Genomic DNA, 12,612 nt, shown 5'->3' with positions numbered 1-12,612 from the left:
CGATCGGCCCTGGTGGGCCGTTGTCAGCCGTTGGCCTTCTCGTAGGCCTCGCGGACCGTGGCGGGGACGCGCCCGCGGTCGTTGACCTCGTAACCGTTCGCCTTGGCCCAGGCACGGACTTCCGCGGTGTTCTTGTTGTCGCTCGCGGCCCGGCCCTTGCTGCGGCCCGTGGAAGCGCGACCGCCGGTGCGGCGGCCGTTCTTGGCGTACGGCTCCAGCAGCGAGCGGAGCTTGTCCGCATTGGCGGTGGTGAGGTCGATCTCGTACGTCTTGCCGTCCAGCGCGAACGTCACGGTCTCGTCCGCTTCGCCGCCGTCGATGTCATCGACAAGAAGGACCTGAACCTTCTGTGCCACCGGATTTCCTTTCATCGAAAATGCAGTACGCGGAAAGGAAACCGCTTTTCTCTGAAAAACTCAAACCCTTGGGACAGGTTCAGAAGGCGGAGAGGGCGGGAAACGTGCGCGATTCGGACATAGGGATCGCTTCGCTGATGCCCCGCCGATGTCTCGGTGATGCCTCGGCGGGTCACGCGGACGGGTGATCGGAGCCGGATCAGAGCTGGAGAAGCATGCGACTGTTGCCGAGGGTGTTCGGCTTCACGCGTTCGAGTCCGAGGAACTCGGCGACACCCTCGTCATAGGAGCGCAGCAGCTCGGTGTAGACATCTCCGTCGACCGGGGTCTCACCGATCTCGACGAAGCCGTGCTTGCTGAAGAAGTCGACTTCGAAGGTGAGACAGAAAACCCGGCTGACGCCGAGCCTGCGCGCTGTGTGCAACAGCTCGTCGAGCAGCCGATGGCCGATGCCGGACCCCTTGTGGCGGGGGTCGACGGCGAGAGTGCGCACTTCCGCGAGGTCTTCCCACATGACGTGGAGCGCGCCACAGCCGACGACGGTGCCGTCCGCGCCTTCCGCTACCCAGAACTCCTGGATGTCTTCGTAAAGAGTGACAGTCGCTTTGTCGAGCAGGATGCCCGCAGTCACGTAGGGGTCGAGGAGCCGGCGGACCGCGCGCACATCGACCGTCCGGGCGCGGCGGACGGTGATGGCATTTGCTGCGGGATTCGACATGGGCCAGACGCTATCGCCCCGGGGAACGGTCCTCGTCGGCACCCTCTCCGGGGTCGTCGCCGGGCTCTTCGGCCGCGGGCGCCGGGGCGTCTTCCGGGGCACTTCCGGCTTCCGGGGCCGCCTCCCCGGCCGTCTTCGTTTCGGAGGGCGTTTCGGATGGCGTTTCGGGTGGCGATTCAGGTTCGCGGGCCGGTTCGGGGGCCTGTTCAGGCGCTTGTTCCGGAGCGGGTTCCGGGTTCTGTTCCGGGGAAGGAGAAGGTTCGGTCTGCACCATGCGGACGGCCGCCTGGAGGGCTTCCCGCTGCTCCGGCGACATCATCCCGAAGAAGGCAACGAGCGCGGCGGCGGGGTTGTCGCTCTGGGCCCAGGCCTCGTTCATCAGAGCGGCCGAGTACGCGGCCCGGGTGGAGACCGCCGTGTATCTATAGGCGCGGCCTTCGACTTCCCTGCGGACCCAGCCCTTCTGGTGGAGATTGTCCATGACGGTCATGACGGTCGTGTAGGCGATGGAACGATCCTGTTGAAGGTCTTCCAGGACTTCCCGGACAGTGACCGGCCGGTTCCATTGCCAGACGCGTGTCATCACGGCGTCTTCGAGCTCTCCCAATTGACGGGGCACATTGCCACCATAGCGGCGGAAACCCCAAAAGCTATGAACAACTCTATATATTTCGCAATACCGGAACAAAAAGGACGCACGGTGGGCGCTGTGACCCTGCCGTACGTCCTGTGCGCGCGTGCCCGCATGCCCGCGGAGCCGGGCGCGCGATGCACCCGGTCGGGGCTGCGGAAGCCGCTGGGATCAGTCGCTGCCGGCCGTGGCCGGGACGGCGGCGCCGTCGCCCGCGGAGGACTGCGGGCCGGCTTCGGATCGCGCCAGCGCGGCGTCCACGTAGGCGTCTTCCTTGGTCTTGTTCGGGCCGCCCTGACTCTTCACGATCGTCACGATCAGGATCGTGAAAAAGGTGGCCATCACCACGGGAGGCACGAGCGCCGATACGTAGTCCATGGATTCAGGGTAGCCAAGGGCCGTTCCGCGCCACCGCCGGGGGCCGGGTCACCCCGGGCGACCCGGAGGCGCGGCAGCGCGGAACACCGCTCAGGCCGTGGCCAGCTGCTCCGGCGGGGGTACGGGCCTGCGGCGGGGCGGGAAGACCTCGGACGGTTTGGGCACCGGGCGCTCGCCGGGCGCCGGCGGGGCGGCCGGTTCGGGTGCCGGCTTCGGGGCGGGCTTGGGCACCGGGCGCGGCTGAGGCTTCTCCTCCGCCCCTTCGTCGGACCCGGCGGCCTCGGCCCGGCCGCCGGGCAGGGCGAGCAGCCGGGTGCGGGGCGCGGGAGTGGTGACCTGCCGTCCGGCGAGCCGGGCGCGTACCGAACGCTCGGCCAGGATCTGGCACCGTTCCAGTACGGCTTCGGCGACGACGTGCCCGCGCAGTCCGCGCAGGGCGGCGAGATCCTCCGGACGGGGGTCGTACCCGGCGGCCAGCGCGTCCTGGAGCAGCTCCAGATATCCGGCACCGGCGCCGGGCAGGGCCGCGCGGTACCGGTCGAGATCGGCGAGCAGGAACGCGCGCAGCCGTCCGGCCTCCAGCGCCGCCTCGTCCACGGAGCCTGCGAGCCGCAGACAGTCCTGGACGTCCTCGTCGGCGAGTGGGACGGGATGAAGGGCAACGGCGAGGGCGCGTCGGAGCACACGCAGCTCGTCTGCGCTGAAGGCCATACCGCCGCGGGAACCGTAAGGCGTGGGCATGGCCCGACGATAGGCGCATTTTTCGGCAATATCGGGCTATTCCTATTCCCCGGGCGCGTCCCCTCGGCGGTGGCGCGGAGGGCACGGGGAAGCCGGGGGAAGCAGGGGAAAGTACGAGGCAAGGGGTACGGGCCCGGGGCGGGACGGCACCGGGTGCCCGGACGGCCGGGCGGCCCGGGCGGCGGGCGCCCGGGCCGTCAGAGGCGCGTGATGTTGCGCTCGTACACCAGGCGGAGGCCGATCAGCGTGAGCCACGGTTCGTGCTCGTCGATCTCCGACGACTCCCCCAGCACCATCGGCGCAAGACCGCCGGTCGCGATCACGGTGACCTCGTCGGGGTCCTGGGGGCTCAGCTCGCGCTTCATGCGGTGGACGACGCCGTCGACCTGGCCCGCGAAGCCGTACACGATGCCCGACTGCATCGCCTCGACCGTGTTCTTGCCGATGACGCTCCGCGGCCGGGCCAGTTCGATCTTGCGGAGCTGGGCGCCCTTGACGCCGAGCGCGTCGACGGAGATCTCGATACCGGGGGCGATGACCCCGCCCACGTACTCCCCGCGCGCGCTGACCGCGTCGAACGTGGTCGCCGTGCCGAAGTCGACGACGATCGCCGGGCCGCCGTACAGCTCGACCGCCGCGACGGAGTTGATGATGCGGTCCGCGCCGACCTCCTTGGGATGGTCGGTGAGGACGGGCACCCCGGTCTTGACGCCCGGCTCCACCAGGATCGCCGGTACGTCGCCGTAGTAGCGGCGGGTGACCTCGCGCAGTTCGTGGAGGACCGCGGGGACCGTGGAGCAGATGCAGATGCCCTCGATGCCGTCCCCCAGCTCCATCCCGAGCAGGGGGTGCATTCCCATCAGCCCCTGGAGGAGGACCGCCAGCTCGTCGGCGGTGCGGCGGGCGTCGGTGGAGATCCGCCAGTGTTCGACGATCTCCTCGCCGTCGAAGAGCCCCAGGACCATATGGGTGTTGCCGACATCAATGGTGAGCAGCATCAGGCAGTCCCCTCGCGGGGGTCCGCCGGGCCGGCGCCGCCGGTCCCTGCGGGATCGGGTTCGCGCAGGTCGAGGCCGATGTCGAGGATGCGCGACGAGTGGGTGAGGGCGCCGACCGCGAGATAGTCGACGCCGGTGTCCGCGTACGCCCGGGCGTTGTCCAGGGTGAGCCGGCCGGAGGATTCGAGGACCGCGCGGCCCGCGACCAGCGCCACGGCCTCCGCGGTCTGCGCGGGGGTGAAGTTGTCGAGCAGGATCAGGTCCGCGCCCGCCTCGATGACCTCCCGGACCTGGTCGAGGGTGTCGACCTCGACCTCCACCGGCACGCCGGGGAAGACGTCCCGTACCGCCTTGAACGCCTCGGCGACACCGCCCGCCGCGACCACGTGGTTGTCCTTGACCAGGGCCGCGTCCGAGAGGGACATCCGGTGGTTGACGCCGCCGCCGCAGCGCACCGCGTACTTCTCCAGGGCGCGCAGTCCGGGCGTCGTCTTGCGGGTGTCGCGGACCTTCGCTCCGGTGCCCTCCAGGGTGTCGGCCCAGGCGCGGGTGGCGGTCGCGATACCGGAGAGACGGCAGAGGATGTTGAGCGCGCTGCGCTCGCCGGTGAGCAGTTCGCGGGTGCGGGTGGTGACGGAGAGCAGCTTCTGCCCCGCCTCGACGCGGTCGCCGTCGGCAACGTGCCGCTCCACCTCGAACTCGTCGGTGGCGACGATGGAGAGGACGGCCTCGGCGATCTGGATGCCCGCGACCGTGCCTGCTTCGCGGGCGGTGAAGTCGCCGGTGGCGACGGCGTCGCCGGGGACGGTCGCCACGCTCGTCACGTCCACGCCGCCGTCGAGGTCCTCGCTGAGCGCGAGGTGGGCGATGTCCTCGACCTGGACGGGGTCGAGACCGGCCTCGGCAAGGAGGACGGCGAGGGCGGGGTCGAGACCGCATTCGTACAGCTCGTCGTCGGGTGCTCCGCCGTCCGCCGCGCCGCCGCAGCCGCAGGAGTCCCCGCAGCCTCCGCCCGCGGCGGGGACGCCGATCTGGATGAGGGGTACGTCCACGGGGACCGGACGTTCTTCGGGCGTGCTCACGGCTGGTGCTCCCTGGAGGATGTCGGGGGGAAAGCGGTGCTCTCGGTGCGGTGGACGACGAGCGTCCGGTCGGGGGCGAGACGGATCACCAGATGGCGGTGCCAGGCCCGGTCGTCGCGGTCGGGACGGTCCTCCCGCCAGTGGCAGCCGCGGGTCTCCTCGCGCTCCAGTGCCGCGGCGGTGAGGACGCGGGCGACGCAGAGGAGGTTGGTGGTCTCCCAGGCGTCGACACCGGGGACGGCGGGCTTGGCCGTACCGGAGACGGTATCGGGGTCCGGGGCGGAGTGGGTGCCGAGGGGCTCCTCGGAGCCCGGGCCGGGGGCGGGTGCGGCTGCGGGGCCGGGCGCGGGTGCCGTGGGGCCGGGCGCGGGCTCGGTCTCCGCCCGGATGGCCTCCAGGGCGCGGGCCGCCTCCGCGAGGCTCTCGGCGGAGCGCAGGACACCCGCCCCGAGGGACATGACCCGCTGGATATGGGCGCGGGCGCCGGGGTCGATCAGCGGGAGGACGGTGGCCGCTACGGGGACCGGGGCACCGGCCGGGGCGGTGCCGGAAGCCGTACCGTCACCGTCGGCGCCGCCGTCGCCTTCTGCGATGTCCGCGGCGATGCGCTCGGCGAAGACCAGCCCTTCGAGGAGGGAGTTGGAGGCGAGGCGGTTCGCGCCGTGCACCCCCGTACAGGCGACTTCCCCGCAGGCGTAGAGACCGGGGACGGTGGTCCGGCCGTACGAGTCGGTCCGGACGCCGCCGGAGGCGTAGTGCGCGGCGGGGGCGACGGGGATCGGCTCGCTGACGGGGTCGATGCCATGGGCCCGGCAGGCGGCGAGGATGGTGGGGAAGCGGTGCTCCCACATCTCCGCGCCGAAGTGCCGGGCGTCGAGATACATGTGGTCGGCGCCCTGTTCCCGCATCCGCCGCATGATCGCCTTGGCGACGATGTCCCGGGGCGCCAGCTCGGCCAGCTCGTGCTGTCCGAGCATGAAGCGGGTGCCGGACGCGTCGACGAGATGGGCGCCCTCGCCCCGTACCGCTTCGGACACCAGCGGCTGCTGGCCCTCCGAGCCCGCGCCCAGGAAGAGCACGGTGGGGTGGAACTGGACGAACTCCAGGTCCGAGACCTCGGCCCCGGCGCGCAGGGCGAGCGCGACGCCGTCGCCGGTGGACACGGCGGGGTTGGTGGTCGCGGAGAAGATCTGGCCCATGCCGCCGGTGGCGAGGACGACCGCGGGGGCGCGGACGGCGCCGACTCCGTCGTGCTGTCCCTCGCCCATGACATGGAGGCTGATGCCCGCGGTGCGCCCGGAGGCGTCGGTGAGGAGGTCGAGCACAAGGGCGTTCTCGATGGTGCGCAGACCGGCGGTGCGGACCGCTTCGACGAGGGCGCGGGAGATTTCGGCGCCGGTCGCATCGCCGCCCGCGTGGGCGATCCGGCGGCGGTGGTGGCCGCCCTCGCGGGTCAGTTCTATCTCGCCCGTCTCGGGGGAGGTGTCGAAGTGCGCGCCGGTGGCGATGAGCCTGCGGACGGCACCGGGGCCCTCGGTGACGAGCAGCCGTACGGCCTCCTCGTCGCAGAGGCCCGCGCCCGCGACCAGGGTGTCGGCGAGATGCTGCTCGGGGCTGTCGCCCTCACCGAGGGCGGCGGCTATGCCGCCCTGGGCCCAGCGGGTGGAGCCGTCGTCGAGCCTGGCCTTGGTGACGACGACGGTCGACAGACCGGCGGCGGCACAGCGCAGGGCGGCGGTGAGTCCGGCGACGCCGGAGCCGACCACGACGACGTCGGCGTCGATCGCCCAGCCGGGCGCGGGCGCGTCGAGCCGTATCCCGGGGGCGGGGAGCACCGGGGCCGGGTGGCGGTGGCGGGCGGTCACGGCGCGGCTCCGAAACTCAGCGGGATGTTGTCGATCAGCCGGGTCGTGCCGACTCTGGCGGCGACGGCGAGGACGGCATCGCCCCGGTGGTCGTCGGGGACGTCGGTGAAGTCGGCGGGGTCGACGAGGGCCAGATAGTCGACGGTCAGCGGCGTGGTGGCGCGGGTCGCGTCGTCGAGGACGGTACGGGCGGCGGCCAGGACCGCGTCGGCGCCGCCGGGACCCGCGAGGGCGACCGCCGCGGCATCGGCCGCGGCGCGGGCCTCGCCCATCTTGGACAGCGCCTCGGCACGGGCCTGGGGGTGTTTACCCGAGGCCGCTCTGGCGTAGAGCGCCTGCTGGGCGGCGAGCCGGTCGCGGGCGGCGAACAGGGCGGCGGACAGGGCGAGCGCGGTGTGCCGCTCGGCCGTCGACAGATAGCGGTTACGGCTGGACAGGGCCAGGCCGTCGGGCTCCCGGACGGTGTCGACGCCGACGATCTCCACGGGGAAGTCGAGGTCATGGGCCATCCGCCGGATCAGCGCCAGCTGCTGGGCATCCTTCTGGCCGAAGAAGGCCAGGTCGGGGCGGGTGAGCTGGAGGAGTTTGGCGACGACCGTCAGCATGCCGTCGAAGTGTCCGGGCCGGCTTGCGCCTTCGAGGCGCTCGCCCATCGGGCCCGCGGTGATCCGGACCTGCGGCTGCCCGCCGGGATACATCTCGGCGGCGGAGGGGGCGAAGACGGCGTCGGCGCCCGCTGCGGCGGCGACCGCCAGGTCGGCGGCGAGGGTGCGGGGATAGCGGTCGAGGTCTTCGCCCGCGCCGAACTGGAGGGGGTTGACGAAGACGGTGACGACGACGCGGCCGGCGGCTCCGACCCGGGCCCTGGCGGTGCGGACGAGGGTGGCGTGGCCCTCGTGGAGGGCGCCCATCGTCATGACGACGGCGGTACGGGACGCCGGGTCCGCCCGGCCGGGGGCGGTCCAGGTGTGCAGTTCGGTCTTGGTACGGAGCAGGGCGAGGCCCTGGGGCACATCCGGCACCTGGTCGGGCGCATGGCCGGACACCTGGTCGGGCGCGTGGTCGGGCGCGTGGTCGAGGTCGCGGCTCATGGGCGGTCGTCCTCCTGCCCGTCGCGGCCGCCGTCGCGGGAGTCGCGGCCGTCGGCGAGGACGCCCAGCAGGTCCTCGGCCAGTTCGGGCTTGAGCAGGCCGTGGGCCAGGGCGCGGTCCGCGGTGGTGCGGGCCATGGCCAGATATCCGGCGACCGTCCCCGGGGCGTGCTTGCGCAGCTCCGCGACGTGCGCCGCGACCGTACCGGCGTCACCGCGGGCGACAGGGCCGGTGAGGGCCGCGTCACCCGAGCGCAGGGCGTTGTCGAGAGCGGCGCCCAGGAGGGGGCCGAGCATCCGGTCGGGGGCGGCGACGCCCGCCGCGCGGAGCAGCTCCATCGACTGGGCCACCAGGGTCACCAGGTGGTTCGCGCCGAGGGCGAGCGCCGCGTGATAAAGCGGACGGGCCTGCTCGGCGATCCACTCGGGCTCGCCGCCCATCTCGATGACCAGCGCCTCGGCGGCCAGCCGCAGCTCCTCGGGCGCGGTGACACCGAAGGAGCAGCCCGCGAGCCGCTGGACGTCCACCGCGGTGCCGGTGAACGTCATCGCCGGATGGAGGGCGAGCGGCAGCGCGCCGACCCGGGTCGCCGGGTCGAGCACCGCCGTGCCGTACCGGCCGGAGGTGTGGACGAGGAGCTGTCCCGGGCGGACGGCGCCGGTGCCGACGAGGCCTTCGACGAGCGCGGGCAGGGCGTCGTCGGGGACGGTCAGCAGGACCAGCTCCGCGCGCGCGAGCACCTCGGCGGGCGGGACCAGGGGCACATCGGGGAGGAGCTCGGCGGCCCGGCGGCGGGAGGCGTCGGAGACTCCGGAGACCGCGACGGGACGGTGTCCGGCGAGCCGGAGCGCGGCGGCGAGCGCCGGTCCGACCCGGCCTGCTCCGACGACGCCCACGGTCAGCCGGGCGGGGCGGTCGCGGGGGTCGGGCGGTTGCTGCTGGGGGGCTGATGCGTTCACGCGGTGGGGCCTTCCGTTCCAGTCCGCGGCGGGTACCGGACGATGTTCCGTCATGCTACGCCAGCGCTGTCGGCGCCCCTCCGGTTGTCCACAGGCGAGTTATCCACAGGGCGTGGACGGCTGCCGGGGGCTGGTGAATCATCGGGGGAACGATCGTTGGTGATCCTGGAGGGACCGGTGGCGGATCCACCGGGACCGTGCGGACGGGCTCCGTCCGCACGGCCTCGCACGGTGTGGACGGGGGAATCGGCAGTGACGGACGAAGAGGATCTCCAGACGCGCAGGAGGACCGTCTGGCGGGCGGCCGAGCGGGCGCTGTGGCGGCGGCCGACGGAGCTCACGATGGGCGAGCGCCTCGCTGAGCTGACGGCCGGGGCGGGCGAGGTGTCCGATCTCGGCGCCTTCCCCGACTGGTACGGCAGCGGGGTGGTCGAGGAGCTGGAGCGCCGGGTGGCCGGGCTGCTGGGGCTGCCCGCCGCGGTCTACTTCCCGACGGGCACGATGGCGCAGCAGGTCGCGCTCCGCTGCTGGGCGGAGCGGACCGGCAGCCGGACGGTGGCGCTGCATCCGCTGGCCCATCCCGAGTTGCACGAGCGGGGTGCGTTCGGCGCGGTCAGCGGGTTGCGTACGGTGCATCCGACGGCGGAGCCCCGGCTGCCGACGGCCGAGGAGGTCCGGGGTTTCGAGGAGCCGTTCGGGGCGCTGATGCTGGAGCTGCCGCTGCGGGAGGCGGGGTTCGTGCTGCCGTCCTGGGAGGAGCTGACCGAGGTCACGGAGGCGGCGCGCGAGCGGGATGCGGTGGTCCACTTCGACGGGGCGCGGCTGTGGGAGTGCCCGTCGCACTTCGGCCGCCCGCTGCACGAGATCGCGGCCCTCGCGGACAGTGTGTACGTGTCGTTCTACAAATCGCTGGGCGGTCTGGCGGGTGCGGCGCTGGCGGGTCCGGAGGATGTGGTCGCGGAGGCCCGCGCCTGGCGCCACCGGTACGGGGGCCTGGCCTTCCAGCAGTTCCCGGCGGTCCTCTCGGCGCTGATCGGCCTGGAGCGGGAGCTGCCGAAGCTCCCGTCGTACGCGGCGCAGGCGAAGGTGGTCGCGGCGGCGATGACGGAGGCGTTCGGGGAGTCCCCCGCGCCCTGGTTCCGGGTCCACCCGGGGACACCGCATACGCACCAGTTCCTGGTGTGGCTGCCGTATCCGCCGGAGGTGCTGATGGCGGCGTCCCTCGCCCTGTCCGAGGAGACCGGGACGACCCTCTTCCACTTCTGGTCCGAGGAGTCCCGGGTCCCGGGGATCTCGGCATCGGAGGTGACGGTGGCCGAGGCGGGCCTGGAGTGGACGGAGGCCGATGTGAAGGAGGCGGTGGCGGAGTTCATGGTGAGAGTGCTCAGGGAAGCCGCGGCGCAGGAGGACGACTGAGCAGGGCGGGCCGTGCCCGGGCCCGGGCGGGCCGGGTTCAGCCCGCCTGCCCGGGCCGGTCGCGGGGTCGGTCGGCTCAGACGGGCCCGCCGGGCCGGTCGCGGGCGGCCATCCAGATGGTGAGTTCGCGGGCGATGCCGTCGATATCGGAGGAGACGGTGACCTCGTGCTCGTTCCTCGCCGTGTCGCGCCGGATGACCTCGTAGGCGTTGCCGCCCACCGTGCCCACGAGGGTCACCGTGGCGGACCAGTGCGGGGCGGGCCCGTCGGGCCGGACATTAAGGAAGGTGTTGTCGGAGCCGTTGAGGTCGCTGATCATCATGAACAGCGCGTCCTCGGACGGGTCGTCGATCCGGTCGCCGTCTTCGCTGTCGGCCCTGTAATAGTCGGCACCCATCCGTGATCTCCCCTCGCCCTGCCGGTCCCGGCGGCCGCCAGCATGCCACCCCCCACCGACAGGCCGGGCCGCGCCGGGGGCCGGGCCAGGGAGTTTCTTTCGGATCAGGCCGGATCAGCGAGTGGGGGCACCACCCACGCCCTTGGGCGTAGGGGGAGGGTCTGGTGCGTTCGATCGCAAGGCGGAGGAGGGAGTCCACGCGGTGGGGGTACCACCCGGGCCGCCAGGCCCAGGGGGCCGTCGGCGACTGACGACAACGCGGCGTGGGGGCACCTCCCGTGCCCGAAGGGCACAGGGGGAGGGCGTGGCTGGGGGCACCCCCAGCGGTAGCTGGGGGAGGCACGCGAGCCCGGCAAGATCCGAAAGAGACGACCTAGGTGATCAGGTCGTCCGGTGACGGCCCGGCGCCGTACCTGGCCGCGTCCTGCGGGCAGGCGTACTGGACGGCCGGTGGCCCGCTGGCCCGCTCCACCGCCCCGACGACGACGGGCGCGGCGGTCTCGCGCCCGCAGCGGACGCAGAGGGTGCGGACGGACCCATCCCGTACGGGGCTCCGCCGGGCTCACCCCCGCTCCCCCGAGCCGCGCCGACCGGCCCAGCGTTCGCGGAGGGAGCGTTTCCGGCGGCGGGTGAGTGCGGCCTGGGAGACCAGTTCGCGGGTTGCCTGCCAGTCCAGGGTGCCGGGGTGGGGCGGGATGCGGGTGCCGTGGGCCGTGGTGCGGTAGCTGTCGATCATGTGCTGGTGGAGAGCGTTCATGTCCTTCACGCTCCGCCCGGCCCTCCGGCTCCGTCACGTCGATTGACGACCCCCGTCAACCGTCGTCCCGACGGGCTCGGCGGGCCCGCAGAATGGGATGCGTGAGCGTCACCATCGACATCGCCGGGCTCCCCCGCGAGCACACCGCCTTCGAGATCTCCCCCCTCGCGGAGCTGGGGATGGCCCTGCACGCCCTGTCCACGCCCGGGCACCACCCCGGGCTGCACGGCTGGGCGACCGCCACCGCCGCCGGGCTCGCGCCCGATCTCGCGGACCGTCTCCACGAGGCCGAGTTCCTCTGGCAGACCACCCACTCCGATGTGCTCATGCCCTTCGCGGGGCTGCTGTCGTCCCCCCGGCGGCCGGGCGCCACGCTCGCCGAGGAGCTGGACCTGGTGGACCGGCTCGACGACGAGCGGTTCGCCGCGGCCGCCCTCGACTTCACCTGCGGTATGTCGTACGGGAAGGGCGGCGACGTACTGGGCGATCCGGTGTACCGGGACCGGATGCTGGCCCTGGCCGCCGCCCGCGGGCCCCAGGTGCTGGCCGCCGCCCGGCAGCTCCTGGACGACCTCCCGGCCTTCCGGGCCTGGCTGCGCAGGCTCCTGGAGGACTGCGACGAGGCCTTCTTCGCGGACGCCTGGCGCCGGGTCGCGCCGCAGCTCGCGGCCGACGCCCGGCACAAGGCGGAGATCCTGCGCCACAAGGGCCTCGCCGAGGCGCTGCACGCCGTGTCGCCCGCGGTCTCCGTGGACGAGGGGCTGACCCGGATCACCGTCGACAAGCTCGTCCTCGGCCGGACCACCGCGGTGGATCCGGCCGTCGGCACCGGGCTGATGCTGGTCCCTTCGGTCTTCGGCCGGCCCCATCTCCTGGTGCTGCACGCCCCCGGCTGGCGGCCGGTGATCCTCTACCCGGTCGGCGGCGGTCCCGAATTCACCGGCCCGGGCTCCGTCGAGCTGCTGAAGCTCCGGATGGAGGCCCTCGCGCACCCCATGCGCATCCAGCTCTGCCGCAATCTGGCGCGCACCCCGCACACCACCAGCGAGCTGGCCGAGGCGCACGGCATCACCGCTCCCGAGGTCTCCCGCCATCTGGCCGTACTGAAGAAGGCCGGGGTGATCACCACCCGGCGCCGGGGCCGCTACGTACTGCACCAGCTCGATGTCGCCGTCGTCGCCAGGCTCGGCAGCGACTTCCTGGAGACCGTACTCCGCTGAAAA

General features: G+C 72.8%; 14 protein-coding genes. 2 read left to right on the top strand and 12 right to left on the bottom strand.

What is annotated here, in order from left to right:
• Positions 1-23: 23 nt before the first annotated feature.
• The 10 genes from B7R87_RS18850 to B7R87_RS18805 form a co-directional block, all read right to left on the bottom strand.
• Complete coding sequence (locus tag B7R87_RS18850) at positions 24-356, bottom strand: histone-like nucleoid-structuring protein Lsr2 (protein ID WP_006347475.1); 333 nt, start codon at positions 354-356, stop codon at positions 24-26.
• Between the two features lie 199 nt (positions 357-555).
• On the bottom strand, positions 556-1,074 hold the full coding sequence (locus B7R87_RS18845) for an amino-acid N-acetyltransferase (RefSeq protein ID WP_006347476.1): 519 nt from the start codon (positions 1,072-1,074) through the stop codon (positions 556-558).
• 10 nt (positions 1,075-1,084) lie between these two features.
• The gene (locus B7R87_RS18840; protein ID WP_045852921.1) at positions 1,085-1,657 is read right to left on the bottom strand and encodes a BlaI/MecI/CopY family transcriptional regulator; all 573 of its coding nucleotides are present in this window, start codon (positions 1,655-1,657) and stop codon (positions 1,085-1,087) included.
• 219 nt (positions 1,658-1,876) lie between these two features.
• On the bottom strand, positions 1,877-2,083 hold the full coding sequence (locus B7R87_RS18835) for a hypothetical protein (RefSeq protein ID WP_006347478.1): 207 nt from the start codon (positions 2,081-2,083) through the stop codon (positions 1,877-1,879).
• A 90-nt stretch (positions 2,084-2,173) separates the two neighbouring features.
• The gene (locus B7R87_RS18830; protein ID WP_130585009.1) at positions 2,174-2,794 is read right to left on the bottom strand and encodes a hypothetical protein; all 621 of its coding nucleotides are present in this window, start codon (positions 2,792-2,794) and stop codon (positions 2,174-2,176) included.
• Between the two features lie 227 nt (positions 2,795-3,021).
• Positions 3,022-3,822 carry a type III pantothenate kinase gene (locus B7R87_RS18825; RefSeq protein WP_006347480.1) on the bottom strand — a complete coding sequence of 267 codons (801 nt, stop codon included), beginning with the start codon at positions 3,820-3,822 and terminating at the stop codon, positions 3,022-3,024.
• Complete coding sequence (gene nadC / locus B7R87_RS18820; RefSeq protein ID WP_040915071.1) at positions 3,822-4,904, bottom strand: carboxylating nicotinate-nucleotide diphosphorylase; 1,083 nt, start codon at positions 4,902-4,904, stop codon at positions 3,822-3,824. Before nadC ends, B7R87_RS18825 begins: the two co-directional genes overlap by 1 nt.
• Complete coding sequence (locus B7R87_RS18815; RefSeq protein ID WP_233168876.1) at positions 4,901-6,769, bottom strand: L-aspartate oxidase; 1,869 nt, start codon at positions 6,767-6,769, stop codon at positions 4,901-4,903. The genes nadC and B7R87_RS18815 overlap by 4 nt, the downstream gene beginning before the upstream one ends.
• On the bottom strand, positions 6,766-7,860 hold the full coding sequence (panC, locus tag B7R87_RS18810) for a pantoate--beta-alanine ligase (RefSeq protein WP_006347484.1): 1,095 nt from the start codon (positions 7,858-7,860) through the stop codon (positions 6,766-6,768). Before panC ends, B7R87_RS18815 begins: the two co-directional genes overlap by 4 nt.
• Positions 7,857-8,819 (bottom strand): Rossmann-like and DUF2520 domain-containing protein, encoded by a 963-nt coding sequence (locus B7R87_RS18805; RefSeq protein ID WP_040915084.1) that lies wholly within the window; start codon positions 8,817-8,819, stop codon positions 7,857-7,859. The genes panC and B7R87_RS18805 overlap by 4 nt, the downstream gene beginning before the upstream one ends.
• Positions 8,820-9,071: 252 nt before the next feature.
• Between B7R87_RS18805 and B7R87_RS18800 the strand changes: the two genes are divergently transcribed.
• Positions 9,072-10,235, top strand: coding sequence for a threonine aldolase family protein (locus B7R87_RS18800; protein ID WP_006347486.1), 1,164 nt, complete (start codon positions 9,072-9,074; stop codon positions 10,233-10,235).
• A 76-nt stretch (positions 10,236-10,311) separates the two neighbouring features.
• On the opposite strand, the gene B7R87_RS18795 is transcribed toward B7R87_RS18800, so the two are convergent.
• Positions 10,312-10,632, bottom strand: a complete 321-nt coding sequence (locus B7R87_RS18795; protein WP_006347487.1) for a hypothetical protein — start codon at positions 10,630-10,632, stop codon at positions 10,312-10,314.
• A 562-nt stretch (positions 10,633-11,194) separates the two neighbouring features.
• Positions 11,195-11,389: a hypothetical protein gene (locus B7R87_RS18790; RefSeq protein ID WP_130584944.1), complete on the bottom strand. Its 195-nt coding sequence runs from the start codon at positions 11,387-11,389 to the stop codon at positions 11,195-11,197.
• A gap of 92 nt (positions 11,390-11,481) precedes the next feature.
• Here B7R87_RS18790 and B7R87_RS18785 point away from each other — a divergent pair, with 92 nt between their 5' ends.
• Entirely contained in the window at positions 11,482-12,609 is a 1,128-nt protein-coding gene (locus B7R87_RS18785; protein ID WP_040915090.1) for a DUF5937 family protein, read from the top strand.
• The last annotated feature ends 3 nt before the right edge of the window (positions 12,610-12,612 follow it).

Source organism: Streptomyces tsukubensis, from assembly GCF_003932715.1.
Classification (GTDB): Bacteria; Actinomycetota; Actinomycetes; order Streptomycetales; family Streptomycetaceae; genus Streptomyces; species Streptomyces tsukubensis.
This window is presented reverse-complemented; position numbering and strand designations above follow the sequence as displayed.

Excerpts from the sequence above, each read along its gene's own strand:
- B7R87_RS18845 (WP_006347476.1), bottom strand. The coding sequence starts at position 1,074 with ATGTCGAATCCCGCAGCAAATGCCATCACCGTCCGCCGCGCCCGGACG.
- B7R87_RS18840 (WP_045852921.1), bottom strand. The coding sequence starts at position 1,657 with ATGACACGCGTCTGGCAATGGAACCGGCCGGTCACTGTCCGGGAAGTC.
- B7R87_RS18835 (WP_006347478.1), bottom strand. The coding sequence starts at position 2,083 with ATGGACTACGTATCGGCGCTCGTGCCTCCCGTGGTGATGGCCACCTTT.
- B7R87_RS18830 (WP_130585009.1), bottom strand. The coding sequence starts at position 2,794 with ATGGCCTTCAGCGCAGACGAGCTGCGTGTGCTCCGACGCGCCCTCGCC.
- B7R87_RS18825 (WP_006347480.1), bottom strand. The coding sequence starts at position 3,822 with ATGCTGCTCACCATTGATGTCGGCAACACCCATATGGTCCTGGGGCTC.
- panC (WP_006347484.1), bottom strand. The coding sequence starts at position 7,860 with ATGAGCCGCGACCTCGACCACGCGCCCGACCACGCGCCCGACCAGGTG.
- B7R87_RS18795 (WP_006347487.1), bottom strand. The coding sequence starts at position 10,632 with ATGGGTGCCGACTATTACAGGGCCGACAGCGAAGACGGCGACCGGATC.
- B7R87_RS18790 (WP_130584944.1), bottom strand. The coding sequence starts at position 11,389 with ATGAACGCTCTCCACCAGCACATGATCGACAGCTACCGCACCACGGCC.
- B7R87_RS18785 (WP_040915090.1), top strand. The coding sequence starts at position 11,482 with ATGGGATGCGTGAGCGTCACCATCGACATCGCCGGGCTCCCCCGCGAG.